Origin of the sequence: Pseudarthrobacter sp. MM222 (genome assembly GCF_947090775.1) — a bacterium.
Classification (GTDB): Bacteria; Actinomycetota; Actinomycetes; order Actinomycetales; family Micrococcaceae; genus Arthrobacter.
Window position 1 is genome coordinate 1,960,789 of the sequence record NZ_OX352321.1, and the last position, 25,387, is coordinate 1,986,175.

At 67.0% G+C, this 25,387-nt stretch carries 24 protein-coding genes; 12 read left to right on the forward strand and 12 right to left on the reverse strand.

Features of this window, described 5'->3' with window-relative positions; all coding sequences use genetic code 11:
• Positions 1 to 46 precede the first annotated feature (46 nt).
• The 6 genes from rhaS to OM977_RS08920 all read left to right on the forward strand — a co-directional run bounded on the left by rhaS (position 47) and on the right by OM977_RS08920 (position 7,785).
• Entirely contained in the window at positions 47 to 1,111 is a 1,065-nt protein-coding gene (gene rhaS, locus OM977_RS08895) for a rhamnose ABC transporter substrate-binding protein (RefSeq protein ID WP_264357118.1), read from the forward strand.
• Positions 1,112 to 1,221: 110 nt separating this feature from the next.
• Positions 1,222 to 2,670: an L-fucose/L-arabinose isomerase family protein gene (locus OM977_RS08900; RefSeq protein WP_264357119.1), complete on the forward strand. Its 1,449-nt coding sequence runs from the start codon at positions 1,222 to 1,224 to the stop codon at positions 2,668 to 2,670.
• On the forward strand, positions 2,667 to 3,044 hold the full coding sequence (locus tag OM977_RS08905; protein ID WP_264357120.1) for an L-rhamnose mutarotase: 378 nt from the start codon (positions 2,667 to 2,669) through the stop codon (positions 3,042 to 3,044). Before OM977_RS08900 ends, OM977_RS08905 begins: the two co-directional genes overlap by 4 nt.
• A 1-nt stretch (position 3,045) precedes the next feature.
• Positions 3,046 to 4,212 (forward strand): L-rhamnose isomerase, encoded by a 1,167-nt coding sequence (rhaI, locus tag OM977_RS08910; protein ID WP_264357121.1) that lies wholly within the window; start codon positions 3,046 to 3,048, stop codon positions 4,210 to 4,212.
• 4 nt (positions 4,213 to 4,216) lie between these two features.
• A complete protein-coding gene (locus OM977_RS08915; RefSeq protein WP_264357122.1) occupies positions 4,217 to 6,253 on the forward strand; it encodes a bifunctional aldolase/short-chain dehydrogenase in 2,037 nt (678 codons plus the stop codon).
• On the forward strand, positions 6,250 to 7,785 hold the full coding sequence (locus OM977_RS08920) for a rhamnulokinase (RefSeq protein ID WP_264357123.1): 1,536 nt from the start codon (positions 6,250 to 6,252) through the stop codon (positions 7,783 to 7,785). The genes OM977_RS08915 and OM977_RS08920 overlap by 4 nt, the downstream gene beginning before the upstream one ends.
• A 44-nt stretch (positions 7,786 to 7,829) precedes the next feature.
• Here OM977_RS08920 and OM977_RS08925 read toward each other — a convergent pair whose 3' ends face one another.
• The 3 genes from OM977_RS08925 to trxB form a co-directional block, all read right to left on the reverse strand.
• The gene (locus OM977_RS08925; RefSeq protein WP_264357124.1) at positions 7,830 to 8,069 is read right to left on the reverse strand and encodes a hypothetical protein; all 240 of its coding nucleotides are present in this window, start codon (positions 8,067 to 8,069) and stop codon (positions 7,830 to 7,832) included.
• Positions 8,070 to 8,146: 77 nt separating this feature from the next.
• Positions 8,147 to 8,845, reverse strand: a complete 699-nt coding sequence (locus OM977_RS08930) for a hypothetical protein (RefSeq protein ID WP_264357125.1) — start codon at positions 8,843 to 8,845, stop codon at positions 8,147 to 8,149.
• Positions 8,846 to 8,940: 95 nt separating this feature from the next.
• Positions 8,941 to 9,918, reverse strand: a complete 978-nt coding sequence (gene trxB / locus OM977_RS08935; RefSeq protein ID WP_264357360.1) for a thioredoxin-disulfide reductase — start codon at positions 9,916 to 9,918, stop codon at positions 8,941 to 8,943.
• Between the two features lie 264 nt (positions 9,919 to 10,182).
• On the opposite strand from trxB, the gene OM977_RS08940 reads away from it, so the two are divergent.
• Together OM977_RS08940 and OM977_RS08945 are read left to right on the forward strand one after the other, a co-directional pair.
• Positions 10,183 to 10,992, forward strand: coding sequence for a hypothetical protein (locus OM977_RS08940; RefSeq protein WP_264357126.1), 810 nt, complete (start codon positions 10,183 to 10,185; stop codon positions 10,990 to 10,992).
• A 60-nt stretch (positions 10,993 to 11,052) separates the two neighbouring features.
• Positions 11,053 to 11,256 (forward strand): hypothetical protein, encoded by a 204-nt coding sequence (locus OM977_RS08945; protein ID WP_264357127.1) that lies wholly within the window; start codon positions 11,053 to 11,055, stop codon positions 11,254 to 11,256.
• A 31-nt stretch (positions 11,257 to 11,287) separates the two neighbouring features.
• On the opposite strand, the gene OM977_RS08950 is transcribed toward OM977_RS08945, so the two are convergent.
• From OM977_RS08950 to OM977_RS08990, 9 genes are all read right to left on the reverse strand, one after another.
• Positions 11,288 to 11,611 (reverse strand): YegP family protein, encoded by a 324-nt coding sequence (locus OM977_RS08950; protein ID WP_333474012.1) that lies wholly within the window; start codon positions 11,609 to 11,611, stop codon positions 11,288 to 11,290.
• Positions 11,612 to 11,903: 292 nt separating this feature from the next.
• Positions 11,904 to 12,881, reverse strand: a complete 978-nt coding sequence (locus OM977_RS08955; protein ID WP_264357129.1) for a dienelactone hydrolase family protein — start codon at positions 12,879 to 12,881, stop codon at positions 11,904 to 11,906.
• A 61-nt stretch (positions 12,882 to 12,942) separates the two neighbouring features.
• Entirely contained in the window at positions 12,943 to 13,875 is a 933-nt protein-coding gene (locus OM977_RS08960; RefSeq protein WP_264357130.1) for an MBL fold metallo-hydrolase, read from the reverse strand.
• 101 nt (positions 13,876 to 13,976) lie between these two features.
• Complete coding sequence (locus tag OM977_RS08965) at positions 13,977 to 14,525, reverse strand: heme-degrading domain-containing protein (RefSeq protein ID WP_264357131.1); 549 nt, start codon at positions 14,523 to 14,525, stop codon at positions 13,977 to 13,979.
• Between the two features lie 159 nt (positions 14,526 to 14,684).
• Positions 14,685 to 14,855, reverse strand: a complete 171-nt coding sequence (locus OM977_RS08970; protein ID WP_264357132.1) for a hypothetical protein — start codon at positions 14,853 to 14,855, stop codon at positions 14,685 to 14,687.
• Positions 14,856 to 14,912: 57 nt separating this feature from the next.
• Complete coding sequence (locus OM977_RS08975) at positions 14,913 to 15,956, reverse strand: NAD(P)-dependent alcohol dehydrogenase (protein ID WP_264357133.1); 1,044 nt, start codon at positions 15,954 to 15,956, stop codon at positions 14,913 to 14,915.
• Between the two features lie 205 nt (positions 15,957 to 16,161).
• Positions 16,162 to 16,458, reverse strand: coding sequence for a hypothetical protein (locus tag OM977_RS08980; protein WP_264357134.1), 297 nt, complete (start codon positions 16,456 to 16,458; stop codon positions 16,162 to 16,164).
• A 194-nt stretch (positions 16,459 to 16,652) separates the two neighbouring features.
• Positions 16,653 to 18,263 (reverse strand): carboxylesterase/lipase family protein, encoded by a 1,611-nt coding sequence (locus OM977_RS08985; RefSeq protein WP_264357135.1) that lies wholly within the window; start codon positions 18,261 to 18,263, stop codon positions 16,653 to 16,655.
• 14 nt (positions 18,264 to 18,277) lie between these two features.
• On the reverse strand, positions 18,278 to 19,549 hold the full coding sequence (locus tag OM977_RS08990) for a glycoside hydrolase family 1 protein (protein ID WP_264357136.1): 1,272 nt from the start codon (positions 19,547 to 19,549) through the stop codon (positions 18,278 to 18,280).
• Positions 19,550 to 19,775: 226 nt separating this feature from the next.
• On the opposite strand from OM977_RS08990, the gene OM977_RS08995 reads away from it, so the two are divergent.
• The 4 genes from OM977_RS08995 to OM977_RS09010 are packed head-to-tail and all read left to right on the forward strand — an operon-like array spanning position 19,776 to position 25,376.
• Positions 19,776 to 21,332, forward strand: coding sequence for an ABC transporter substrate-binding protein (locus tag OM977_RS08995; protein ID WP_264357137.1), 1,557 nt, complete (start codon positions 19,776 to 19,778; stop codon positions 21,330 to 21,332).
• Between the two features lie 56 nt (positions 21,333 to 21,388).
• Positions 21,389 to 22,342, forward strand: coding sequence for an ABC transporter permease (locus OM977_RS09000; RefSeq protein ID WP_333474013.1), 954 nt, complete (start codon positions 21,389 to 21,391; stop codon positions 22,340 to 22,342).
• Entirely contained in the window at positions 22,339 to 24,369 is a 2,031-nt protein-coding gene (locus OM977_RS09005; RefSeq protein WP_264357139.1) for a dipeptide/oligopeptide/nickel ABC transporter permease/ATP-binding protein, read from the forward strand. The genes OM977_RS09000 and OM977_RS09005 overlap by 4 nt, the downstream gene beginning before the upstream one ends.
• Positions 24,366 to 25,376, forward strand: a complete 1,011-nt coding sequence (locus OM977_RS09010) for an oligopeptide/dipeptide ABC transporter ATP-binding protein (protein ID WP_264357140.1) — start codon at positions 24,366 to 24,368, stop codon at positions 25,374 to 25,376. The genes OM977_RS09005 and OM977_RS09010 overlap by 4 nt, the downstream gene beginning before the upstream one ends.
• Positions 25,377 to 25,387: the final 11 nt, after the last annotated feature.

The following is a 25,387-nucleotide window of genomic DNA, read 5'->3' on the forward strand; positions in this document are numbered from 1 at the left end:
GTCCACACAAAACCAGTTGTATCCGCCAAGAGAAAAAGGAAGAACAATGATGTTGAACCGCAAGAACACAGGCCCCACAGGCCGCTTGGCGTCCCTGGCGGCTATCACCGCCGCGGCCGCCCTGGCCTTGACAGCCTGCAGCGGCGGCTCCGGCTCAACCGGTGGAGGCACCAGCCCCGCGGCGGGAGGGGACCTTAAAATCACCTTCATCCCGAAGCAGCTGAACAACCCCTACACGGACGTTGTCCTGGGCGGCGGCAAGAAGGGCGCCCAGGAGGCCGGCTTCGCCTCCTCCCAGGTCGTCGGCCCCCTGGAGGCTTCAGCGTCCAGCCAGGTTTCCTTCGTCAACGCCGAGACCCAGGCCGGCACGAACGTCATTGTGATTGCCGCCAACGACCCCGACGCCGTGTGCACAGCCCTCGGCGAGGCCCGCTCCGCCGGCGCGAAGATCGTGGCCTTCGACTCGGATGCCAACCCGGACTGCCGTGACGTCTTCATCAGCCAGGTGGTCGCCAAGGAGGTGGCCCTGATCCAGACCAAGCTGATTTCCGAGCAGATCGGCGGCAGCGGCGAGATCGCCATCCTCTCGGCCACGGCGAACGCCACGAACCAGAATGAGTGGATCAAGTTCATGGAGGAGGAACTGGCCTCCAACCCGGCGTACAAGGACATCAAGCTCGTGGCGAAGGTCTACGGCGATGACAACGACACCAAGTCCTTCCAGGAGGCCCAGGGCCTGATGCAGGCCCACCCGAACCTGAAGGGCATTATTTCCCCGACCACCGTCGGCATCGCAGCGACCGGCCGGTACCTCTCCACCTCCGCCTACAAGGGGAAAGTCGCGCTCACCGGGCTGGGGCTGCCCAATGAAATGCGGCCCTTCGTCAAGGACGGGACAGTCAAGGAATTCGCCCTGTGGGACCCGGCGCAGCTGGGCTACGTTGCGGCTTTCGCCGGCAAGGCGCTCCAGGACGGCAAGATCACCGGCGCCGAAGGCGATACCTTCACGGCCGGTGAACTGGGCGAACGCAAAGTCGAAAAGGGCGGACTCGTGATCGTTGGACCGCCGACCGTCTTCAACGCCGAGAACATCGACAAGTACAACTTCTAACCACACCCGGGCTGCCGGGCGGGCGTACTGACACCCGCCCGGCGCCACCCGCCGCTCACCATGGCATGGCCGAGCCACGAGTTCCCTTTTTCATGCCGGAAGGCCCCTCAATGAACCAGAAGCAATCAGCCGCCCGGCTGCTGCAGCCGCACCGGCGCCGCCCCACCCGCGTGGGCCTGGTGTCCGGCGGCCTCGGCGCCTACTGGCCTCAGTTTCCGGCCCTGCTCCCGCAGCTGCGGGAGTCCGTGGCCTACGTCACCGGCCGCTTCCAGGACCTCGACGCCGAGGTTGTGGACACCGGTTTTATTTCCGATGCGCAGGAAGCGGCGACGGCCGGCGAGAAACTGCGCGTCGCTGATTGCGATCTGATCGTCATCTTCCTGACCACATACCTGACATCCTCCATGGTGCTGCCCATCGCCCAGCGGGCCAAGACCCCGGTGCTGGTCATTGACCTCCAGCCGACCGAGGCGATGGACCACGCGAACTTCGACACCGGCAAGTGGCTGGCCTACTGCGGCCAGTGCCCGGTCCCCGAAGTCGCCAACGTCTTCCGCCGGGCCGGAATCGATTTCCGTTCCGTCTCCGGCCACCTTAAGCAGGAGTCCGCCTGGGAACGGATCACCCAGTGGGTGCACGCCGCGGGCGTCCGTGCCCGGCTGCGCGACGCCCGGCATGGCCTCATGGGCCATCTGTACCCTGGCATGCTCGACGTCGCCACCGACCTGACCACCGTCTCGACCACTTTCGGTTCCCACGTGGAGGTGCTCGAATTCGATGACCTACGGGAACGGGTGAACGCTGTCACCGGGAAACAGGTCTCCGAGCGGCTCGGACTGGCCCGGGACCTGTTTGTCCTCGACGAGTCCGTGGACGACGACGACTTCGCCTGGGGCGCCAAAGTATCCGTGGGCCTGGACCGGCTGGTGGAGGACTTCGATCTGGACTCGCTGGCGTACTACCACCGCGGGCTGGCCGGCGAACAGCACGAGCGGCTGGGCGCGGGGATGATTTTGGGAGCGTCCATCCTGACGGCCCGCGGAATCCCGATGGCCGGTGAATTCGAGCTACGGACCTCGATCGCCATGCTTGCCGCCCAAGCGATCGGCGCCGGCGGCTCGTTCACCGAAATCCAGGCCCTCAACTTCTTCGACAACGTCGTGGAGATGGGCCATGACGGCCCCGCGCACCTGGCGGTGTCCGCCCAGGACCCGCTGCTCCGCGGGCTGGGCGTCTATCACGGCAAACGCGGGTGGGGCGTCTCGGTTGAATTCGATGTCCGGCACGGACCCGTCACCACCTTCGGGATCGGCCAGGACCGGGACGGATCTTACGTCTTTGTCACCTCGGAGGGTGTGGTGGTTCCGGGTCCGCTGCTGGCAATCGGCAACACCACCTCCCGCGTCGACTTCGGCGGGGACCCGGGACTGTGGGTAGACCAGTGGAGCCAGACCGGCATCGGCCATCACTGGGCGCTCTGCTTGGGGCACCGCGCGGCTGACATCAAAGCCGCAGCCTCCCTGCTTGGCATCGAACACCGCCAGGTGGTGCTCTCATGAGCCGCCAGCGTGTCTGCTTCCAGCTCCAGGTCAAGCCCGGACTCATCGAGGAGTACACCCGGCGTCACGCCGCCGTGTGGCCGGAGATGCTCGCTGCACTGAAGAGTTCCGGGTGGCACAACTACTCGCTCTTCCTCCGCCCCGACGGGCTGCTGATCGGGTATTTCGAAACCGACAGCCTTCCCGAGGCTCAGGCCCGGATGGCAGCCACTGAAATCAACGCCCGCTGGCAGGCCGAGATGGCCGGCTTCTTCGAAGACCTTGAGGTGGCCCCCGATGAGGGCTTCCTCCAACTGACTGAAGTATTCAACCTCGAGGACCAACTGGCCGCCTCAGCGCCAGGCCTCACCCCCTCCAATTCCAAAGGAGACTGACGTGTCTATCCCCACTGACGTTTTGACCAGGCTCGAACAACAAAGCATCGAACTGCCCTCCTGGGCATTCGGCAACTCCGGCACCCGCTTCAAAGTCTTCGCCACCCCCGGCACCCCCCGCAGCATCGAGGAAAAGATAGCCGACGCCGCCCAGGTCAACGCCCTCACCGGGCTTGCGCCCTCCGTGGCCCTGCACATCCCCTGGGACAAGTCCGATGACTACGCGGCCCTGGCGCAGTACGCCACGGGTCTCGGAGTGACGCTGGGGACGGTCAACAGCAACACGTTCCAGGACGATGACTACAAGTTCGGCAGCCTCACCCACAGTGATCCGGCGGTACGCTCGAAGGCCATCGACCACATGTACGAGTGCCTCGAAGTGATGAACCAGACCGGTTCTCGGGATCTGAAAATCTGGCTGGCGGACGGCACGAACTACCCCGGGCAGGGCAACCTGCGGGCCCGGCAGGACTGGCTGGCCGAATCGCTGCGCAAGGTCTACGACCGCCTCGGAGATGACCAGCGGATGGTGCTGGAGTACAAGTTCTTCGAGCCGGCTTTCTATCACACGGACGTTCCGGACTGGGGAACCTCCTACGTGCACTGCGCCGCCCTCGGCGAGAAGGCCCTCGTCTGCCTGGACACCGGCCACCACGCGCCCGGCACCAACATCGAGTTCATCGTGGCGCAGCTGCTGCGGCTGGGAAAGCTCGGTTCCTTCGACTTTAACTCCCGTTTCTACGCCGATGATGACCTGATCGTCGGCGCCGCGGATCCTTTCCAGCTGTTCCGCATCATGCACGAGGTGGTCCGCGGAGGCGGACTGGATCCGGCGGCCGGCGTGGCGTTCATGCTGGACCAGTGCCACAACGTCGAGGGCAAGATCCCCGGCCAGATCCGCTCCGTGCTCAACGTCCAGGAGATGACGGCCCGGGCACTGCTGGTCGACACCGCCGCCCTGGAAACAGCACAGAACGACGGCGATGTCCTGGCAGCGAACGCCGTGCTCATGGACGCCTTCTACACGGACGTCCGACCCGACCTTGCGCAATGGCGCGAATCCCGTGGACTGCCCGCGGACCCGATGGCCGCCTTCGCTGCCAGCGGCTACCAGGAAAAAATCAATGCGGACCGCGTCGGCGGCCACCAGGCCGGATGGGGAGCCTAGGACCATGACGAATCCAACAGTTGAACAACTGATCACCCGCTCAAACCGACTCGGCGCGGACAAGCGGAACACCAACTACGCCGGCGGGAACACCTCCGCCAAAGGCACCGAAAAAGACCCCGTGACCGGGGAGGATGTCGAGTTGCTGTGGGTTAAGGGCTCCGGCGGGGACCTCGGCACCCTGACCGAGCCCGGACTCGCGGTGCTTCGGCTGGACCGGCTGAACGCGCTGAAGAACGTCTACCCCGGCGTCGACCGTGAAGACGAGATGGTCGCGGCCTTCGATTACTGCCTGCACGGCAAGGGCGGGGCCGCGCCGTCGATCGACACCGCCATGCACGGACTCGTCGACGCCGCCCACGTGGACCACCTGCACCCGGACTCCGGCATCGCCATTGCCACAGCCGCCGACGGCGAGGCCCTCACCGCGCGGATCTTCGGCGACAAAGTCGCCTGGGTGCCGTGGCGGCGGCCCGGCTTCCAGTTGGGCCTGGACATCGCCGCGATCAAGGACGCCAACCCGCAGGCGATCGGGACCATCCTCGGCGGGCACGGCACCACCGCCTGGGGCGCCACCAGCGAGGAAGCCGAGGCGAACTCGCTGTGGATCATCGAGCAAGCCGAAAAGTACATCGCCGAGCACGGCCGCCCCGCACCGTTCGGGCCCAAACTCCCGGGCTACGCCGCCCTGCCAGAACCGGCACGGCGCGCGAAGGCCGCCGCGCTTGCGCCCGTGGTCCGCGGGCTCGCCTCCACGGACAAACCGGTGGTGGGGCACTTCAGCGACGACGCCGCGGTCCTGGAGTTCCTGGAAGGGCAGGAGCACCCGCGACTCGGTGCCGTGGGCACCTCCTGCCCGGACCATTTCCTGCGCACCAAGGTCAAGCCCCTGGTCCTGGACCTGCCCGCCGATGCCTCCGCCGAGGATTCCGTGGCCCGGCTGAAGGAACTGCACGCCGCCTACCGCGAGGATTACCAGGCCTACTACGACCGGCACGCGACCCCTGACAGCCCGGCGCTGCGCGGCGCGGACCCCGCGATCGTGCTGGTCCCCGGCGTGGGGATGTTCTCCTACGGCAAGGACAAGCAGACCGCCCGGGTCGCGGGGGAGTACTACCTCAACGCGATCAACGTGATGCGCGGCGCTGAATCGATCTCCACGTACGCCCCGATCGAGGAAGCCGAGAAGTTCCGGATCGAATACTGGGCCCTGGAAGAAGCCAAGCTCGCCCGGATGCCCAAGCCGAAGTCGCACGCGACCCGGATCGCGCTGGTGACCGGGGCGGCGTCGGGCATCGGCAAGGCCATCGCCACCCGCCTCGCCGCCGAGGGCGCCTGCATCGTGATCGCAGACCTGAACCTCGAGAACGCGCAGGCCGTCGCCGAAGAGCTCGGCGGCGCCGACGTCGCGGTCGGGATCCAGGCCGACGTCACGGACGAGGCCCAGGTGGTGGCCGCCGTGAACGCCGCGGTCCTGGCCTTCGGCGGACTGGACCTGGTGGTCAACAACGCCGGGCTCTCCATCTCCAAACCCCTGCTGGAGACCACGGAGAAGGACTGGGACCTGCAGCACAACGTGATGGCCAAGGGCTCCTTCCTGGTCTCCAAGGCAGCCGCGAAAATCCTGATCGACCAGGACATGGGCGGGGACATCATCTACATCTCCTCCAAGAACTCCGTCTTCGCCGGGCCCAACAACATCGCCTACTCCGCCACCAAGGCCGACCAGGCCCACCAGGTCCGGCTCCTCGCGGCAGAATTGGGCGAGCACGGCATCCGGGTCAACGGCATCAACCCCGACGGCGTGGTCCGCGGCTCCGGGATCTTCGCCGGCGGCTGGGGCGCCAAACGCGCCGCTGTCTATGGAGTCGATGAGGAAAAACTGGGTGAGTACTACGCCCAGCGCACCCTGCTCAAGCGCGAGGTCCTGCCCGAAAACGTCGCCAACGCCGCCGCCGTGCTCACCAGCGCCGAACTCTCCCACACCACCGGCCTGCACATCCCCGTGGACGCCGGCGTCGCCAACGCGTTCCTGCGATGACCACCGCACCAACTGCGGGGTCCGCCCCGGCAACCACCGGGGCGGACCCCGCCAGCGGGCTGTTCGCCGCCGTCGATATCGGAGCCTCCTCCGGCCGCGTGATCCTGGGCAGGATTACGGACAATACCGGCGGGCGTCCCGGTGTCTCACTGGAGACGGTGCACCGGTTTCCGAACGGTGTGGTGGAGTCCGACGGCGGCCTCCGCTGGGACTTCGACGCCCTCTTCGCGGAGGTACTCAACGGACTGGGCGCGGCTGCAGCGAAAGCGGCGGCGCGCAGCGAGCGGATCATGAGCATCGGCATCGACACCTGGGCGGTGGACTACGGGCGGGTGGATGCCGCCGGCGTGCTGGTGGAGCAGCCCTACAGTTACCGGGATGAGCGAAGCCGCGCCGCCGTGGCCCGGGTCCACCGGCGTCTCGACCCGCAACGCCTTTACGCCACGACGGGGCTTCAGTTCCTGGACTTCAATACCATCTATCAGCTGGCGGCCGAGCCTGACCTTGAGGGCGTCCAGCCCCTGCTGATCCCGGACCTTATCGCCTTCCTGCTCACGGGCGAGCGCCGGACGGAGGCAACGAACGCCTCCACCACGGGCCTGGTCGACGCCGTGGCGGGGGAGTGGGCCACGGAGTTCCTGACCGCCCTGGACCTGCCGCAGGACCTGTTCCCGCCGCTGGTCCAGCCGGGCGAAAACGTCGGCACGCTGCTGCCGGCCATCGCCGCGCGGACCGGGCTGCCCGCCGGGACCCCGGTGGTCGCGGTCGGCTCGCACGACACCGCCTCGGCCGTCGCGGCCGTGCCTGCGGAATCGGAGAATTTCGCGTACATCTCGTCCGGGACGTGGTCGCTGGTGGGGGTCGAACTCCAGCACCCCGTCCTCACTGAAGCCAGCCGCACCGCGAACTTCACCAATGAACGCGGCGTCGACGGCACCATCCGCTACCTTCGTAACGTCGGCGGCCTCTGGCTTCTCAGCGAATGCCAGCGGTCGTGGGCCGCCCAGGGCCTGGTCATATCCTTGGCCCAGCTGCTGGACGGTGCGGCGGGGCTGCCAACCGGCGGACCCCGGATCAACGCCGATGACCCGGCTTTCACAGCGCCGGACAACATGCCCGAGCGGATCCGCGCCGCCGTCCGGCATGCCGGCGCCACCCTGACAGAGCAGCCCACGGCGATCGTCCGCTGCATTCTGGACAGTCTGGCTGCGGGCTACGCCCGGACTATCCGCGACGCCGAAGGGCTTGCGGGGCGCAGTATCGACGTCGTGCACATCGTGGGTGGCGGTTCGCAGAACCGGCTCCTCTGCCAACTCACCGCTGACGCCACCGGGAAACCAGTCATCGCTGGGCCGGTGGAAGCCACAGCCCTCGGCAACGTGCTGGTGCAGGCGCGGGCCGCCGGTCAGCTGGCCGGAGGGCTTCCGGAACTGCGGAAGATCGTCGCCGGCGGCACGGCCCTCGAGCGGTACGAACCGCTGGCGGCGTCGTCTGCGCGATCGACACCATCAGGCACTGGCCGCCCGGCGTGAACCAGGGGCGGATGAACCAGGGGCGCTGAGCCTGCGGAGTCTGCCTAGGGTTCCTGCGCAGCCTGGCTCGGCTCTTGGTCCGTCCATGTGACCTGGACCCAGCGCTGGCCCTCGTCGTCCCAGGACTCGGTGTGCCCTAGCCGGGCGATGTCTTCAAATGCGACTTCCATGCCCTCGCGCCTCAGCGTCTCGCTGAGTTCGCTGGTGGCGTCCCGGACGGCGGCATTTACTGCTTCGGGTGTATCGGACTCGACGGGGCGGGAGGCATCGTATGTTGCAGTCATGGCTCCATACTTCACGTTCTGCCCGCCGTTGGGAACCTTCGGCGCCGGTCGAATTGCCGCACCTTCCTGCTTCGCCGTCACTGTCCGATCAGGTGGCCACCGGGCAGCGCGTCCGCAATGCACCCGGGCGCCTGCGCCCCGATGAGCGGCCACACCACGTTTCCCTCCGCCGCCTCGATGGCAAGGCCTTGCGGTCCCGCCGGCAGGTATAGCGCCTGACCTGCCGGCCTCCCGGCCGCCGGGTTTGCTATAGAAACGTCAGTTCGCGCGTCCGGCTCGCCGTCGGACGCGGGGACCAGGTAGGCGACGACGCCGGCTCCGGCCGGAAGCGCCCGGCTGTAGCTGGCCGGGTCGGGATGCTGGGTGCCCCGCAACTCGAGATAGACGTTGCCATCGTTGCGCTCCTGCAGTTGCCCGCGGACAGCCGTGACGTCGGTAATGACCAGAACGATGGACGTCGGACCGCTATTCTCGGCGGAGCTTGCCGGGTAAACCGTCGTCCGGCCCGCTCGGACCGCGGAAATCGTCCCGGACACAATCAGCCTGCTGTGCTGTGCGAGCTCGTCCGGTGAACGGCTGGGATTGTAGTCGTAGACCGGGCCTCGGAACGGTTCCAACGTCGCGGCGGTTGTCGAGAACGCGCACGGCTCCCGGTCCTGGGCGGACAAAGCCAGTCCGGCGGACGGCGCCGGTCCGGCCCCGCAGGCCACGAGCAACAGCGCGGCGGCAGCGGCCCCGGCAGCCCCGGTTACGCACTGACTGGTTCTTGTGGCCATGGAGCCCCCTCTTACGGTAGGGCGACTCAATCACGCCCGCCGCAATTTGGGAAGTACCTGCGCATCCGCTCTGTTCACCGCCCGGCCTCCCGGGTTCAGGAGTGGGTGGGTTCCTCCACCAGGGCGGTGGCGATGCTGTCCGCGTCATCTAACGCGGCGAGGTAGCGTTCGGCGTCGAGCGCTGCGGCGCAGCCGGTACCGGCTGCGGTAATGGCCTGGCGGTAGCGGTGGTCCACGGCGTCGCCGCAGGCGAAGACCCCGGCCAGATTGGTGACCGTGGTGGGGGAGGCGACCTTGATGTAGCCCTCGGCGTCGAGGTCCACCTGGCCGGTCAGCAGCTCGGTGCGAGGGACGTGGCCGATCGCTACGAAGATACCGGTGGCGGGCTGCTCGCGGGTTTCGCCGGTCATGGTGTCCTTGAGGGTGACGCCGGTGACCTTGCCGTTGCCGTGGATGGCGGTGATGGCCGAGTTCCAGGCGAAGCGGATCTTCGGGTTGTCCTTGGCGCGTTGGGCCATAATCCGGGAGGCGCGGAGCTGGCTCTTGCGGACGACGACGGTGACGGACTTCCCGAAACGCGTCAGGAAGGTCGCTTCCTCCATCGCGGAGTCCCCGCCGCCCACGACGATGATGTCCTGGTCGCGGAAGAAGAAGCCGTCGCAGGTGGCGCACCACGAGACGCCGTGGCCGCTGAACTGTTTCTCTTCCGGTAGCCCCAGTTCCTTGTACGCGGACCCCGTGGCCAGGATGACGGCCCCGGCCTCGTGCGTCCCGCCGGCGCCGGTGACGACGCGCTTGAGGTGGCCGGTGAGCTGGACTGCGGTGACGTCGTCGAACACCACTTGGGCGCCGAACCTTTCGGCCTGTTGCTGCAGCCCATCCATGAGTTCCGGTCCCTGGATGCCTTCCGGGAAGCCGGGGAAGTTTTCGACGTCGGTGGTGTTCATCAGGGCGCCGCCGGCGGTGACCGCCCCGGCCAGGACCAGGGGCTTCAGGCCGGCGCGGGCGGCGTAGATCGCCGCGGTGTAGCCGGCCGGGCCGGATCCGATGATGATCAGCTGTTCGGTGCTGATGGCGGCAGGCGTTGGCGTTTCCGTTCTGGAGGATGCGGCGCTCACGGTGAGGCTCCTGTTCCGGTTACTTGGCGGCGGGGCTGTATGTAGCATTGCGGGCCCGCAGGGGCCACAAGACCAGTGCAACAAGAATGGGTACTTCGATCAAGGGTCCACGGCGCGGTGCGGCCGGACGGCGCTCGTCTCCCGCGGACCCTTGACCACCTCAGCCGGTGGCGACCATGCTTGGTTCGGAATTGCTCCGTCTCAACTGGAAGGCCGCCGATGCCCGCCACCAACCCAGGATCCCCTGCTGTACGTTTTCGGATGCTCTTCGCTGCCGCGGCGGCGGCCGTGCTGATGCTTGCTGGCGTGCCAGCCCAGGCGGCCACGACAGCCGGCCCCGGCAACGACGTCTCGTGGCCGCAATGCGGGAAGGCGTTGCCGAAAGGCCAGACGTTCGGCATTGTCGGGGTCAACAACGGCCTGGCAAACAACACCAACCCATGCCTGAAAACCCAGCTCACGTGGGCCGGCACGTCCAGGGGCGGCACTGGCCAGCCGCTGGTTGCCCTCTACGTGAACACGGGCAACCCGGGCAAGGCCGGCTCGTGGTGGCCCACCAGCAATACTTATGGCGGCACGCTCGTGGCCAATCCGTACGGCGAGTGCACGGACGGATCCTACGACGAGGCCTGCTCCTACATGTATGGCTACGCCAAGGCCTACGACGACGCGACCATCCGCGGGATCAGCAACCCGGCCGCCTACATGTGGTGGCTTGATGTGGAGACCGGCAACAGTTGGTCAACGGACACGGGCGCGAACAGGGCCGATCTGGAGGGCATGGCAGCCTTCTTCGCGAGTATTGGGGCCAGAACAGGCCTCTATTCGACCCGAACGCAGTGGGCCCAGATCGTCGGGGCTGTCCCTTCTGCGAGCAACCTGTACACGCTGCCCAGCTGGCTGGCCGGTGCAAGCTCCTTGGCATTGGCGAAACGCAAATGCTCGGACGCCCCGCTGACCGGGGGCGGCAAGGTCACACTGACGCAGTACGTTTCGGGCGGCTTCGACTACAACCACTCCTGCATCTGAGCGGGTTTCAGCCAAAGCCTCGGGTGTAGGGTTTGCACCAACTGACGAAGGGGTCACCACATGAGCTACAAGTATCGGACCGTCCGGGTCCGCGGCACTGATCAGGTCGGAACCATTGCGCGCAAACACGGGGGCGCCCCGGAGATCTACGAAACCTCGAAAAACCCCAGCACTTCAGTAGTTCCGGTGTTTTTCGAGGCGACGGGCGAAGTCCGATTCTTCGACAGGACGATGCTGGAAGATGTTGTGGCGCCGGCAAGCTGACCGGACAGGATGTCTCGGAGCCGGTGCCCAGTTACGCTGCCCCGGTCCACCTGGGCGCCATTGCGGCACGCCGGAGGGTCCGGGCGCGCGCGTGGAAGACGTCGGCGGGTTTGCGGCGGTTCTGGTGGGCTTCGGAAACGAAACGAGGGGCCGCCGCAGCGGCCGGGGTTTGCACCATGCCGGCCGGGCAGAGGTCTGCGATGTGCCCCATTCCGGCGCACTCACGGACGGCGGCGATCCCAGCCACCGCGGCGGACTTGTTGTTGAACGCGGCAGAGACCGCAAGGGTGCTCCCGTCCGGCGCTTTGAGCCGGAACCTGAAATAGGATTCCTCGTCGACAAAAACTTCAAACATGCCGGCCATTACTTTCCTCCCGGTCGGCGGAACGTTCCCCGCAGCGTCGTCGCCGCGGATCGGAACGCACCGCTGCGTCCGTATCCCGCTGGTCTGGTTGACGATCACAGGTGATCGCTTTTTCAAGTAGTAACCAGTCTGGTCGGGACCCGGCACACGTTCCAAGACCGGGCAGGTAAACCCTGGGTTAACTTCTCCGGGCGGCGGCCTGGCGCACTAGAACCTCCCCGGCGGGCTGCAGGAGGCCCTGCCGGCCCCGCAGGCAGGGGCTCCCTCAACCAAGCCTGACGGCTCAGACGTATTTGGTGAACCAGGCCAGCGTGTCGTTCCACGCGGCGGTGGCTTGCGCTTGCATGTAACGGTCCCCGGTGTCGTTGTGGAACGCGTGGTCGACGCCGGGATAGACGGTGAGCTGGTTGCGGACGTCAGTGGCGGCCAGGGCGTCCCGGAGCGCGGGCATGGCGCCGGTGATCCGCTGGTCGAGCTCGGCATAGACGCCGAACACCGCCGGCTTGATCGTCGGAACCTTGGCCAGATCGGGGGAGGGGCCGTAGAACGCCGCCGTGGCCTTTAGCCCGGGGATCTCGGTGGCGGCCTGCCAGGTGATGCCGCCGCCGAAGCAGTAGCCGTTCATGGCGATCCGCCCCTGGTCCACGTAGGTCTGTGACTTCAGGTAGTCGAACGCGGCGGAGAAGTCGGAGACATGGCGTTGCGCGCCGGCCTGCGTCAGGGCTCCGGGGACGGCGTCCCGGTCCAGGCTCGCCGTGCCACCTTCCCTGCTGAGCAGGTCCAGCGCAAGGGCCGCATATCCGGCCTTGGCGAAGCGTCGTGCCACATCCTGGATGTGCGGCGTCAGACCGCGGTTCTCGTGGCAGACCAACACGGCAGGTCCGGCTGCGCCTCCCTCCGGCCGGGCCAGGTAGGCGCTGATCTCGGCTCCACCGGAGGGAAATCGCACCGTCTCCGTCGTCAGGCCTGGCGCGCCCTCCGGAACCGACAGCGGGCTCTTGGCCCCTGCTACCGGCCCGGGGGTGACGGAGCCGGTCCCTGCGGAAGTAGCGGGCGTACTCGGGGTTGGCATCGGGTCGGTGCTGCGGGGAACTTCCTGCGGAGTGCAGCCGACCAGGAGCATCGCGGCCGCTGCGGCCGCCATGCTCCCCGTAATGAACGCCACCCGGCGGGTGAAGGTTTGTTGCGACAGGGCGCCGGCGCGGTAATCGTCGAAGAATTCCTCGATCAAGTACTTCTCAAACTTGCCAAGCTGGGTCATGTCGGGCCTCCTGGAGTTTGCCGCACATCCTCCTCCGAAGTGCGGCTTCAGGCAATAGCCCTCAGCGTTTTTTCAGCCTGCCACGGGAGGACCGCGGCTTCAGCCGGAAAATCCGGGACAGCAGGAGCCGGCCGAACTGGGCCGCGGCTTCCCGCCGGCACGGCCCATTCCAGATAATAAAGTTGGGGAACCGGTGGGCGCCCGGCCGGCCGGCGACGCGGGCTGCCGCGTCCTTGATCGCGTTCAGGTCCGGGGTTGTCAGGGGAAGGGGAGCCTCGTCGGGGTGCCGGGTGGAGCCGAGCGGAAAGTCGCGGAACGGGCGGCGCGACATTTCGATGTGGGCGCCCAGGACCGCGGCCACCGGGTGAGCCGCACTGAAGGCGCAGAGGGTCTGCAGGGTCGATTCGAAGGCGGGGAAGTCGCCGACATAGAGCCGGCCCGGATAGACCGTGTCGCCGGTCAGCAGCACGGCCGTCGCCGGGTCGTAGACCGTGACCGCCGAGGGATGGTGCCCCGGTGAGGGAATCACCTCCAGCACCCGTCCGCCGATGTCGAACTGCGCTGACCTGCGCGGCCAGTCCGTGATGCCGAAGAATTCGGCGACGTCGTCCGCCGTGTGGCCGACCACGCGGGTGAGGTGGCGGTCCGCGAACTGTCCGTCCGCGGCGACGTGGTCGCCGTGGGCGTGGGAGTGGGCGACGACGAGTTCATAGGCCGGGTGGGGATGGTTTATGAGCCATCCCTCGATCAGCGCGTCGACCGTCTCGCGCAGCGGGAACCTCGTTGCGTCCGACGTCGCGCCGGTGTCCAGCAGGAGGGCACGCTCCTCCCCGAACAGCAGGTAGAGGAACGGCGCCTCGAAATTGTCCGCGATGCTCTGGCGGAGAATTACGGTGTGCTCCGCCAACCGGTGGAGCTGGATGGGGGGAGCGGCATCGCCCCTTCGGGTTTGCGTCCCCGTGTACCAGTGCATGTCAAGATCGAGATCAGTCACGCCCCCGATTCTCTCATTCCGGCGCCCGCAGGACGGGGGCCTGTCCGGGGCGCCGGGAGCGAAGGTCTCGGCGGGGTTCGCCGAGGCAGCCTGGTGGCGGCCTAGGCGGTGTCCTTGAATGCCGTCAGGGCCTCGACCACAAGATCGTGGTCCGCCTTCTGCGGCAGCCCGGACACTGTCACCGTTGCCACGGCTCCTGTTTCCTTCACGTAGAGGGGAAAGGCCCCGCCGTGCGCGGCGTAGCGCGACTGATCGAACCAGCCGTTGTCTTCGATTCTGCCGCCGCCGAGCCGCCCCCGGAGGCCGACCAGGAGCGAGGGCTCCGCATACTGTTCTGCGGTCCTGCTCTTTCTTTCCACCCAGATCTCGTTGTCGGCGGTCGCTCCGGGCAGCGACACATGGAAGAGGACGTGGGCGCCTCGGCGGATATCGATCGCTATCGGCAGGTTTCGTTCCGTGCCGAGTTCCACGAGGAGCAGACCGAGCTCGAGGGCGTTGCCCTGGCTGAAGCCGCCGAACTGGAGTGTCGCCATTTCATGCTCGATGCGGCCGATCAGGGACCGGAGAGCGCCCTCCGGCTGATTGGCCGTGGAGTCCGGATCGAATTCGGCGTCGGGTCCGGGAGTCAGGTCGGGCTGTTCAAGGCTCATGGGTGGTGCCTTTCGTCGTCGGAGGGCCTGTCAGGCGTCTGGGCCCTTTACCGGGCCCTGAAAAGATCGTGCCACGAAAGACTGGTGGACCGGGAGCGCACGCCCCGGGCACGAGGGCTGCCCCTGCCCCGGAGTTACCTCCGGGGCAGGGGCCTGTTGCTAGCGGCTGCCGTATTCGGCGTCGCTGATGTGCTCGCCCCAGGTAGTTTCGGGGCCCTGGCCCTCACCCGCGGCTTCCCACATCGCCAGATGGGTCATGAAGTGCTCGGGCGCGGCGCCGTGCCAGTGCCATTCGCCCGGCGGTGTGTAGACCGTGTCGCCCGGCTTCATCACAATGAGGTCGCCCCACAGCGTTTCCTCCTGCGTTGAAGATGTCAGTTGGATGCTTTAGGCCAGCGTCGCGGCGTCGATCACGAAGCGGTAGCGAACGTCAGACGCGAGGACGCGTTCGTAGGCCTCGTTGATTTTCCCGGCCGGGATGACCTCGATTTCGGCCCCGAGGTTGTGTTCGGCGCAGAAGTCGAGCATTTCCTGGGTTTCGCGGATGCCGCCGATTGCGGAGCCCGCGAAGGAACGGCGTCCCATGATGAGGGCGAACGCGTTCACCGGGAGGGGTTCGGCAGGGGCTCCGACGTTGACGAGGGCACCGTCGAGGGCCAGCAGCTGCAGGTAGGAGCTGATGTCGATCGAGGCGCTGACGGTGTTGATGATCAGGTCGAAGCTCCCGGCGAGCGTCTCGAAGGTCCCTTCGTCGCTGGTGGCATAGTAGTGGTCCGCGCCCAGGCGCAGCCCGTCTTCCTGCTTCTTCAGCGACTGGGAGAGGACGGTGACCTCGGCACCCATCGCGTGGGCAAGCTTGACGGCCATGTGCCCGAGTCCGCCGAGGCCGACGACGGCGACCTTCTTGCCGGGGCCAGCGCCCCAGTGCCGCAGCGGGGAGTAGGTGGTGATGCCGGCGCAGAGCAGCGGGGCGGCGACGTCGAGGTCGATGCCCTCGGGAATGCGGACCACGAAGTCTTCGGTGACAACGGCGTGGGTGGAGTAGCCACCCTGTGTGATGGTGCCGTCCCGGTCCACGGCTCCGTAGGTGCCGGTCATTCCGTTGAGGCAGTACTGCTCCTCGCCCTTCAGGCAGTTGGCGCACTCCCGGCAGGAATTGACCATGCAGCCGACGCCGACGCGGTCGCCAACCTGATGCTTGGTGACGGCGGAGCCGATTTCGGTGACGATACCCGCGATCTCGTGTCCGGGAACCAGCGGGTAGGTCTGGGGACCCCAGTCGCCGCGGACGGTGTGGATATCGGAGTGGCAGATGCCGGCGTACTTGATCTCGATCAGGACGTCGTGGGCGCCAACGTCGCGGCGCTCGATGGTGGTCGGTACGAGGGCTCCGTCAGCAGACGGGGCGGCATAGGCATTAACGGTCAGCATGTGTCTCCAGTGGTTCTTGGGAATTGCGTCAGGGGTGGGGTCGGTGGACCCCTATCAAGTAAACAGGGACCCCGCAGCCCGCGGGAGTCCCTGCTGATACAGGTACTGTCAGTACCCCCTTCGCACCACGACCGGCCGCTCCGGTGCATGCGGCAGGCCTCCCCGCCAGGGGAGGCCTGCCGCATGCGCCCGGGCTCAGGTTTCGCTAGGGCATGAGCGTGTAGAGATCGACGACGGTCTCCTCGGGCGGGGAGGCGAAGCCGCCCTCGATGCCCTGCTCCATCCGCGGCATCAGGGTCCCGTTGCGGAATGTCTCCCAGCTCTCCTTCGATTCATGGACCGCCATGATGGTCCAACCGCCCGCGGAGGAGCCTGCGGCGTGAAAGATCTGGCCCTCCGGCAGAACGCCCTCGCCTGGATGGACAGCGGCAATTGCAGCGTCGTACTGCTCCTTGGTGCCTCCTGGGAAGAAGTGCACGACTCCGTAGGCCGTGGTCTCCATTTCTGCTCCTACGCTGGTGGGGTGGACTGGACACTGCCAGTCCTAGACTCCGCTTCGGGACGTGTCAAGGGTCCGTGTAGTCGAACCGCCCGAGCACGGCGACCGGAACTTGCGAATGCCCGACGACGCCCGAAAGGGACATACGCCGACGCGCGGCGGCTGGTGACGGCGTCGCTCGTCTGCGCCGCGGACCCTCAGCCCGGACCCCCGCTCCCTATGGTTGGACGGACGGCCTGGTCGGCAGCCCAGAATTCGCGGAGTGCACCCCGCGGGTCGGACTCCACGCGGGAAATGACGTCGAGGATCATGGTCTGCCGGTGCTGGCGGCCGTATTCCGGCCATGGGGGAAGCCCGGCGGCCTGGGGCGCGCCGGATCGGGCAAAATTGGCCCACGCGGAACTCATCGAGTCTCCCAGGGCCTGGGGTGCGATTCCCCGGGTCAGGAACTTCGCCTCCGCGGCCTCCAACTGCCGGAACACAAACGGGATGTCCAGCGCGTGGCAGGAGCCGAGCTTGCCGCCCATGGCCGGGCTCTCCCACGTGAAGAGGTAACTGAAGTTCTTCCCCTGGGAGCCGCTGCGCGCCGCCAGAAGCCTGTTGGTGGGCTGCCGGTAATGCACATCGGCAAGGTAGGCCTCGAGGAGCTGCTTGCCGTTCGGCGGAAGGCCCAGGGTCCTAGCAAGTGCTTCCTCGTAGCTGGCCCGCGCCCCGGACGGATTCGAACTGGCCCGCGCCAGCATCAGGTCCACGCGGTCAGCAAGTTGTGGCGGGTCCGACGGCGCGGCAGGCCTGAATTCCACGGCGAAGGAACCCTCGTTGAGGTTGGTGCCAACCAGCAGGTCAATCCGGGAGTTGCACCCGAGCCGGATTGCGTCCAGCGGGGGCCGCGGAATTGCGGGTGTCCCGGCGGTGGGCTGGAACGGCAACGGAACGCCGAAGGTGACGGCTGCGGCAGCGCTTTCCAAAGCATTCTGCGCCGCCAGCAGCTGACCGACGGGTAGGTCCAGCAGCTCCTTGGCACGCGCTGCGTCCAGGCCACACAGGCCGAGGAACTCCTGCGTCACCAGCGCTGACTCCTCCGCGCTGCGGAACCGTTCGGCGGTCCCGCTTTGCAGAATGGCGCGGCGGAACAAGCCCTCCGACGCCGGCATTCCCAGCAGGGTGCCGACAGCTGCCGCGCCGGCGGATTCGCCAAACAGCGTCACGTTACCGGGATCGCCGCCGAACGACGCGATGTTCCGGGCCACCCAACGCAACGCCTCCAGCTGGTCCAGAAGCGCCACATTAGACGAGTCTGCGTACGCGGGCCCCAGAAGCTCCGGCAGGTGCAGGAAGCCCAGGGCGCCCAGCCGGTAGTTGAGGGCGACCACCACAACGTCCATCGCGGAAGCCAGTGCCCCGCCGTCGTGCAGGGCGCCGTTGTTGGAACCGGTGAGGTAGGCGCCGCCATGGATCCAGACCAACACCGGGCGGCCGCCGCCGTCGGCTCCGGGTGTCCACACGTTGACGTTGAGGCAGCTCTCCTCATCCCAGAGTTCAGGAAAGCGGTCAGACGGGGGCGTGAAGGCGTCGGCGTTTTGCGGCGCCATCGCCCCCGGCGCCGTGCAGTCCCGTGTTCCTTCCCAGGGTTGAACCGGAAGCGGGGGCAGGAAGCGTCGACCGCCCGCCGGCGATTCCGCGTACGGAACGCCTAGGAAGGTGCGGACGGGACGGCCGTCAAGGTGCCGCACACAGCCACGTACGACGCCGGCCGTAGTGGTGGCAAACGCCAGGGCCGGCCGTGCCGCGTCCGCGGTTGCGCTCATGTTGCCTGCTCCCTCTAGGCCGTCGCGTCGGCGGCCTGGACGATCATCGCGTTGGTGCGGGCAACGTTGCCCAGCCAGCGGGCGCTCTCCTTCGGTGTCCGCTCCTGCGTGGCCCGGTCCACGGCGATCAGGCCGAACTTCGGGCGGTAGCCGAAAACCCATTCGTAGTTGTCGAAGGCCGTCCACGCGATGTATCCCCGGACGTCAATGCCGTCCGCCAGGCAGGCGGCAACGCAGTCCACCGCGGCCCGCAGGTACTCCACCCGCTGCGAATCGTCCTCCGTGGCCAGGCCGTTTTCCGTCACGATCACAGGTATGCCGGCAATCCGGGCGGCTTCCCGAATGGTTGCCTCAAGGGCCTGTGGGTAGATCTCCTCACCCATCTGGTTGGTCTCCGCGCCTTCCGGGGCCGGGGCATGGCCGTCCGGACCATAGACGGTGCGGCCGTAGGTCTGGATTCCCACGAAATCGTCACCGCGGGAGGCCTCGAGGAAGCGTTCGTTTACGTCGCGGCGCACCCGGTCGGCAAGTTCGCGGCCGCCGTCAATGAACTGGATATCTGAGTTCGCAAGGGTCCAGCCCACCGGAAGTTCCGGTCGCCGGGCCTTGATGACTGCCGTGGCGGCCCGGTGTGCCGCCAGCTTCACGTTGAACCCGGCTTCCGTGGAACAGAACTGGAAAGGGGCAACCGTACTTGCATCCACGCCGAGGCGTTCCGCAGCTGCGGCCCACACTGGCACGGACCCGCGCTCTTCCGGGGCCACGCCGCCGATGCCGAAGGACTCCAGCAGCCACGGGAGGTTTGGTTCATTCAACGTGCAGGCCACGCCGATAAGGTCGCCCAGGTGCGCCATCAGCCGGTCGCAGTAGCGGGCGAAGAGCTCCGCCGTCCGAGTGCCTTCCCATCCGCCGACGGCCAGGAGCCACCGCGGGGACGTGAAGTGATGGAACGTGACCACGGGGGTGAGTCCGTGCTCGTGGCAGGCCTCCAGAACGCGCCGGTAATGGTTTAGTTCGGCAACTGAGAAGTGCCCCTCCTCCGGTTCGATGCGTGCCCACTCAAAGGAAAAGCGGTAACTGGTGAACCCGAGGCTCGCGATCAGGGCGATGTCCTCGCGGTAGCGGTGATAGTGGTCCACGGCATCCCCGGAGGGCTCGGAAAACATGGTGCCCGGAAGGTGCTCCAGGAACCACGTGTCGCTGTTGACGTTGTTTCCCTCCACCTGGTGCCCGGCGGTGGCGACGCCCCAGAGGAAGTCCTGCGGGAATGCTGATGCGGTGGTCATATGTAGTTCCTTTCGGTTCAGCGCCTTGAGAACGGCGCTCGGGGCGTCTCTGCCCTGGCTTTCAATCCTTTCCCGTGACGTGACCGAGGCCACAATACTTTTTCAATCAATGACATTCTCATGTGAGCGCCCAGCGCCGCGCGCCGATGCTTGTGAGGAGCCGGCCAGCCGCCAGCCCCAAGACATCTTTTCTCCGTTGTCACATCAGAATGCAAAGGCGCACTACATGAAACTTGTGAACTCCACCGCTCGTGCGAGCTCCGCCGTTCTGGCCGGAGCGCTCCTGCTGGGATCGCTGACCGCCTGTGGCGGCGGCTCCAGCCAAGCGGCCGCCAAGGCGGATACCAATACGTTGACCCTCGCCATCGACAGCGACTCGGCATCGTTCGGCTTCGACCCGCTGCGCGTCTCAGCGGCCCAACGGCAGTTTTTCGAGGGCCTCTACGAGAGCCTGATGACGCTTCAACCGGATGGTTCCGCAGGCCCGGGCCTGGCCAAGGAATTCGCTTACAACGCGGACAACACCGTACTGACACTGACGCTCAAGGACGGCGTGACGTTCACAGACGGGTCAAAGCTCGACGCCGGGCTGGTCAAGGCAAACCTTGACCGCCGCTCCGATCCCGCACTGAGCGCCTACTCCGCAGTTGCCAAGGGCGGCGCCCAGGAAATCACCTCCGTGGACGTGGTCAGCCCCACCCAGGTGGCCTTGACGTTTGCCAAGCCGCAACCGGGGTTCGAGAAGAACCTGGCTTCCACCACCGGCATGATCGTTGGCAAGAACGGCGTCACGGACGCGGCCAGCCTTTCCGCAACCCCCGACGGGTCCGGTCCGTACACCCTGGATCCCGGCACGGTGAAGGGCAACAAGTACGTCCTGGTGAAAAACGACAAGAACCCGGACGCCTCGAAATACGCGTTCACCAAGGTCATCTTCAGCGTGGTCCAGGACCCGCAGGCCCGCGCAAACGCGCTGGTGTCCGGCCAGGCGGACGTGGCCATGCTGACGTCGTCCACCGTCGACTTCACTAAGTCCAAGGGGGTAGGCGTGTCCCAGATCGGCGGCACCGTCAACACCATGATTTCCTTTGACAAGATCGGCAGGACTGCACCGGCGTTCGCCGAAGAGAAGGTCCGGCAGGCGATCCAGTACGCCATCAACCGCCAGGCCCTGGTGGACGCCCTCCACAAGGGGGATATCCCCGCCTGGAACGCCCTGCCCAGGGACTCCGCAGGCTTCACCAAGGATCTTGAAACCAAGTTCGCCTACAACCCGGAAAAGGCCAAGAGCCTGCTGGCCGAAGCCGGCTACCCGAACGGGTTCGAATTCACCATCATCGCCAGCGCCCAGACCCAGACGGACCTGCAGGCAGTCCAGAAGGACCTGGCCGCGGTCGGAATCACGATGAACGTGAAGATGGCGTCCTCGACGGATGAAGCGTTTGCCGCGGTCGCCACCACGCCCCTGGGGTACGCCCCGCTGAACTGGGACAACCCCGTCGGCGTGATGTACGGAGCGATCCTGAACGGCTTCACCAACGTCCAGAAGGCCACCGACGACCAGTTGGCGGCTGCCACCGGCGAGGCTGCGGCAGCCAAGGACGAGGCCGCCGCCAAGCCGGCGCTGACCAAGCTGAACACCCGGCTGGTGGAATCCGGCTGGATGATCCCGCTCTATGAAGCCCTGACCAACCAGGGCTACAACACCAAGAAGGTGGCGCAGGTGCAGTTCGCCGGCACCAACGCCTACCCGCTCCTCTCGTCCTACAAGCCGGCCAGCTAATACCCGGACCGGCCGGGCGGGCTCTTCCAGAGAGCCCGCCCGGCCGGGCCTGACCGATGGAGGTCACCATGGCATTATTTATCACCAAGCGCCTGCTGATGGCACTGGCCACCGTGCTGGTGGTGGCGGTGCTGGCGTTCCTGCTGGTGCACGCAATGCCCGGCAGCCCGGGAGCCGTATCCCTCGGGGCCGGCGCCTCCCAGGAAGCGATCGATGAGGTCAACCGGCGTCTCGGCTGGTCCGATCCGCTCCTGGTCCAGTTCTTCAGTTGGCTCGGCGCCGCAGTCCAGGGTGACCTTGGCATCTCGCTCATTGACGGACGTTCGGTCAGCGCGGACCTCGCGAGCAGGCTCCCCGTCACCGCGTCCCTGGCCGCCGGGGCCACCCTGCTCAGCGCCGTCCTTGGGATTGGACTGGGCGTCACCGCGGCCGTCCGGGGCGGCATGGTGGACCGCATCATCGGAGGAGCAGCTGGCATGGCCGTCGCCCTGCCGGCCTTCTGGATCGGCATCATCTTTGTCTACTTTCTGGCGGTTCAGTCTTCCGTCTTTCCGGCCACCGGCTATGTTCCGTTCGAGGACTCCCCACAGGACTGGGCGCTGTCGCTGGCGCTGCCGGTAATCACCCTGGCCGTGGGCGGAGCGGCGTTCATTGCCCGCCAGACCAGGGCCTCCATGCTCGAGGCGCTCCAGCAAGAGCACATCCGCACCCTCCGGGCCACCGCTACCCCCTCGTGGAAAATCCTGTACGTCCACGCCCTGCGCTACGCCAGCCTCCCAATCGTGGCAGGCATCGCCCTGCAGTTCATCCAGCTTTTCGGCGGCTCAGTCATCGCAGAGCAGTTGTTCGCCATGCCGGGCCTTGGCCAGGCCGTCCAGAACTCTGTCAGCACCCATGACGCCCCATCCGTGCAGGGCGTAGTGGTAATCGCCACCGTTGTGGTGGTTGCCGTGAACCTGTTGCTGGAATTCGCCACCAAGTTCCTCGATCCGAAGTTGCGTGCCTCATGATCCCCAACAAGCTGTTCGCCTCTCCGGCAAGCGTCGCCGGGGTGATCTGGCTGGCCATGCTCGTAGCCGCCTCCCTGACCGCACCGCTGTGGCTGCCCTTCAAAACGGAGGACCAGGATTTCACCGCCGTCCTGTCCGGACCCACCGCGGCGCACTGGCTCGGCACCGACGAGCTGGGACGGGACCTCCTAAGCCGCATCTTCGCTTCCGCCGCCGGGACGTTGGGGACGTCCCTGATCACGGTGATTGTCGGCGTCGGGCTCGGCACCCTCCTGGCAATGCTGGCGGCCGCCACGGGTGAGCGCGTGGAAGCCGTCATCAGCCGCGTCACCGAAATCATGATGTCCCTGCCCGGCACGGTGATCATCCTGGCCGTCATCGGGGCCGTGGGAACGAACATCCCGCTGATCATGGCCATCCTGGGCGTGCTGATCTCGGCGGGCATCTACCGGGTCATGCTCGGCCAGGCAAAGTCCCTGCAGTCCCAGCTCTACGTGGACGCAGCCAGGGTGGACGGCGTCGGCACGGCCGGCATCAGCCTCCGCCACGTGCTGCCCGGCCTCACGAACACGATTGTGGTCCAGTCTGCACTGATCTTCGCCGTCGGCATGCTCATCCAGGCCGGCCTGGCCTTCATCGGCTTCGGCCCGCCCATTCCGCAACCCAGTTGGGGCGGCATGATTCAGGGTGCCTCCCAGCACGTTTATGACGCCCCCTGGCTCATGGTCCCAACTGGTGCCGTGCTGGCGCTGACGGTCCTGGCCGCCAACGCAATCGGCAACGCCCTCGGCAAATCACCCAACGCCACCGCCTCGCACCTGCCCTCTTCGGCGGCACGGCGGCGTCGGACGAAGTCCGTAAAAACGGCGGTCCCCGCGATCGCCGCGGCTGCTCCGGCTACAGAGGACGCGGCTGCGAAAGACACTCTGAGCGTCCGCAACCTCGCTGTCGGCGTGGACAACGGCCCCCGCCTGGTAACGGACGTCTCCTTCGACGTCGAACCGGGCACCGTCCTGGGCCTGGTGGGCGAATCCGGCTGCGGCAAGACCATGACGGCGCTGTCCCTCCTGGGACTGCTGCCCTCCGGGGTTTCCGTGACCGGCGGGCAGATCCGCTGGAACGGCAAAAACCTGGCCGCGGCCAGCGATAGGGAAATGGAAGGCATCCGCGGACGGGAAATTGCCCTTATTTCGCAGGAACCCATGCGCGCCCTGGACCCTATGTTTACCGTGGGCTACCAGCTCACAGCCGCCGTCCGGCGACTCCGCAGGAGGGGCAGGGCCGAAGCGAAGGCCGAGGCCCTGAGCCTGCTCGAAAAAGTGGGCATCGTGGACGCGGCGCGCATCCTGAATACCTACCCCCACCAAATCAGCGGCGGCATGGCCCAGCGCGTGGCCATCGCGCTGGCGCTCTCCGGCCGACCCCGCCTGCTAGTGGCAGACGAACCCACCACCGCACTGGACGTCACCGTGCAGGCCGAGATCCTTTCCCTCCTGCGCAGCCTGGTGAAGGACACCGGAATGTCCGTTGTGATGGTCACCCACGATCTCGGCGTCGTGGCCGACCTTTGCGACCAGGTGGCCGTCATGTACGCAGGCCAGGTGGTGGAAAGCGGCCGGACGAACAGCATCCTGGACAACCCGCGCCACCCCTACACCCTGGCCCTGCTGGCTGCGGATCCGCATGCCAACGACGCCTCGGATATGCCCGAGCGGCTTGCCACCATCAACGGGCAGGTGCCCCAGCCCCAGGACTGGCCCAGCACGTGCCGCTTCGCCGCCCGCTGCCAGTTCGCCGGCTCCGCCTGCCTGGTCCCCATCCCGCTGCTGCCGTCCGGAACCGGCGACGGCGTGGTGCGCTGTGTCAAAGCGGACGAACTGGCCGTTGAAGGACTGGACTGGGTCGCCACGGACGTACCCAGCCACCACGTTCTGAATCTGGTGGACGCCCGGACCGGTGACACCGGAACGGCTGCCGCCGGAACCGTTGAACTTGAACCCAGGACTGTTGAAAAGGATCACGCATGAGCACCGCAACCTCGGTCCGCCCCGAATCCCCGCGGCCCGCCTCCGCCCAGCCGTTGCTCGACGTCAAGGACCTCGTGGTCCGCTACGGACGCGGCCGGAAGGCGGCAGCCGCGCCGGCCGCCGTCGACGGCGTGAGCTTCAGCATCGCCCCGGGGGAAACCGTGGGACTTGTTGGTGAATCAGGCTCGGGCAAGTCGACCATCGGCAAAGCCATCCTGGGACTGCAAAAGGTCTCCGGCGGGTCCATCAGCTACCAGGGCACGGACATCACCTCTGCTGCTGCCTCCCAGCGAAGGGCCCTCGGCGGGGAACTGCGCGCCGTCTTCCAGGACCCCAACTCCTCCCTGAATCCGCGGAACACAGTGGGCTCCTCGCTGGCAGAACCGCTCCGGCTCCGCGGCGTGAGGCCCGCCGAGGCCAGGCAGCGCGCAGCGGACATGCTGGAACGTGTGGGGTTGCCCCGCGACGCCGTGGACCGGTACCCCAGCCAGTTCTCCGGCGGCCAGCGGCAGCGCATCTCCGTGGCACGTGCCCTCATCTGCGACCCCAACCTGGTGGTCTGCGACGAAGCCGTGAGCGCGCTGGACCTTTCCACCCAGGCCCAGGTGCTGAACCTGTTGGCCGACCTGCGCGACGAACGCGGCCTGGGCTACCTGTTCATCGCCCACGACATCGCCGTGGTGCAGTTCCTGGCCCAGCGCGTCGTGGTCCTCTACCGCGGGCAGGTGATGGAAAGCGGACCCGCCGCCGCCGTCACCGAGAATCCCAAGCACCCGTTCACACAGGCCCTCGTGGCAGCGTCCCCGGTGCCGCGGCCCGCCGAGCAGGCCGCCCGCCGGCATGCCCGCGAGTCCCTCGGCGTTCGGACTGCTGCCGCCGCAACGGCAGTGCCGGGCGGCTGCCCCTTCAGCCAGCGCTGCCCGCTCGCCACCGACCTGTGCCGGACGCAACGCCCCGCGCTCCGGCTGGTGGGGGCCTCCGAGGTCGCCTGCCACCACGCGTCCTAACGCGCCTTCCC

Excerpts from the sequence above, each read along its gene's own strand:
- rhaS (WP_264357118.1), top strand. The coding sequence starts at position 47 with ATGATGTTGAACCGCAAGAACACAGGCCCCACAGGCCGCTTGGCGTCC.
- OM977_RS08900 (WP_264357119.1), top strand. The coding sequence starts at position 1,222 with ATGAACCAGAAGCAATCAGCCGCCCGGCTGCTGCAGCCGCACCGGCGC.
- OM977_RS08905 (WP_264357120.1), top strand. The coding sequence starts at position 2,667 with ATGAGCCGCCAGCGTGTCTGCTTCCAGCTCCAGGTCAAGCCCGGACTC.
- OM977_RS08915 (WP_264357122.1), top strand. The coding sequence starts at position 4,217 with ATGACGAATCCAACAGTTGAACAACTGATCACCCGCTCAAACCGACTC.
- OM977_RS08920 (WP_264357123.1), top strand. The coding sequence starts at position 6,250 with ATGACCACCGCACCAACTGCGGGGTCCGCCCCGGCAACCACCGGGGCG.
- OM977_RS08925 (WP_264357124.1), bottom strand. The coding sequence starts at position 8,069 with ATGACTGCAACATACGATGCCTCCCGCCCCGTCGAGTCCGATACACCC.
- OM977_RS08930 (WP_264357125.1), bottom strand. The coding sequence starts at position 8,845 with ATGGCCACAAGAACCAGTCAGTGCGTAACCGGGGCTGCCGGGGCCGCT.
- OM977_RS08940 (WP_264357126.1), top strand. The coding sequence starts at position 10,183 with ATGCCCGCCACCAACCCAGGATCCCCTGCTGTACGTTTTCGGATGCTC.
- OM977_RS08945 (WP_264357127.1), top strand. The coding sequence starts at position 11,053 with ATGAGCTACAAGTATCGGACCGTCCGGGTCCGCGGCACTGATCAGGTC.
- OM977_RS08950 (WP_333474012.1), bottom strand. The coding sequence starts at position 11,611 with ATGTTTGAAGTTTTTGTCGACGAGGAATCCTATTTCAGGTTCCGGCTC.
- OM977_RS08955 (WP_264357129.1), bottom strand. The coding sequence starts at position 12,881 with ATGACCCAGCTTGGCAAGTTTGAGAAGTACTTGATCGAGGAATTCTTC.
- OM977_RS08965 (WP_264357131.1), bottom strand. The coding sequence starts at position 14,525 with ATGAGCCTTGAACAGCCCGACCTGACTCCCGGACCCGACGCCGAATTC.
- OM977_RS08970 (WP_264357132.1), bottom strand. The coding sequence starts at position 14,855 with ATGAAGCCGGGCGACACGGTCTACACACCGCCGGGCGAATGGCACTGG.
- OM977_RS08975 (WP_264357133.1), bottom strand. The coding sequence starts at position 15,956 with ATGCTGACCGTTAATGCCTATGCCGCCCCGTCTGCTGACGGAGCCCTC.
- OM977_RS08980 (WP_264357134.1), bottom strand. The coding sequence starts at position 16,458 with ATGGAGACCACGGCCTACGGAGTCGTGCACTTCTTCCCAGGAGGCACC.
- OM977_RS08985 (WP_264357135.1), bottom strand. The coding sequence starts at position 18,263 with ATGAGCGCAACCGCGGACGCGGCACGGCCGGCCCTGGCGTTTGCCACC.
- OM977_RS08990 (WP_264357136.1), bottom strand. The coding sequence starts at position 19,549 with ATGACCACCGCATCAGCATTCCCGCAGGACTTCCTCTGGGGCGTCGCC.
- OM977_RS08995 (WP_264357137.1), top strand. The coding sequence starts at position 19,776 with ATGAAACTTGTGAACTCCACCGCTCGTGCGAGCTCCGCCGTTCTGGCC.
- OM977_RS09000 (WP_333474013.1), top strand. The coding sequence starts at position 21,389 with ATGGAGGTCACCATGGCATTATTTATCACCAAGCGCCTGCTGATGGCA.
- OM977_RS09005 (WP_264357139.1), top strand. The coding sequence starts at position 22,339 with ATGATCCCCAACAAGCTGTTCGCCTCTCCGGCAAGCGTCGCCGGGGTG.
- OM977_RS09010 (WP_264357140.1), top strand. The coding sequence starts at position 24,366 with ATGAGCACCGCAACCTCGGTCCGCCCCGAATCCCCGCGGCCCGCCTCC.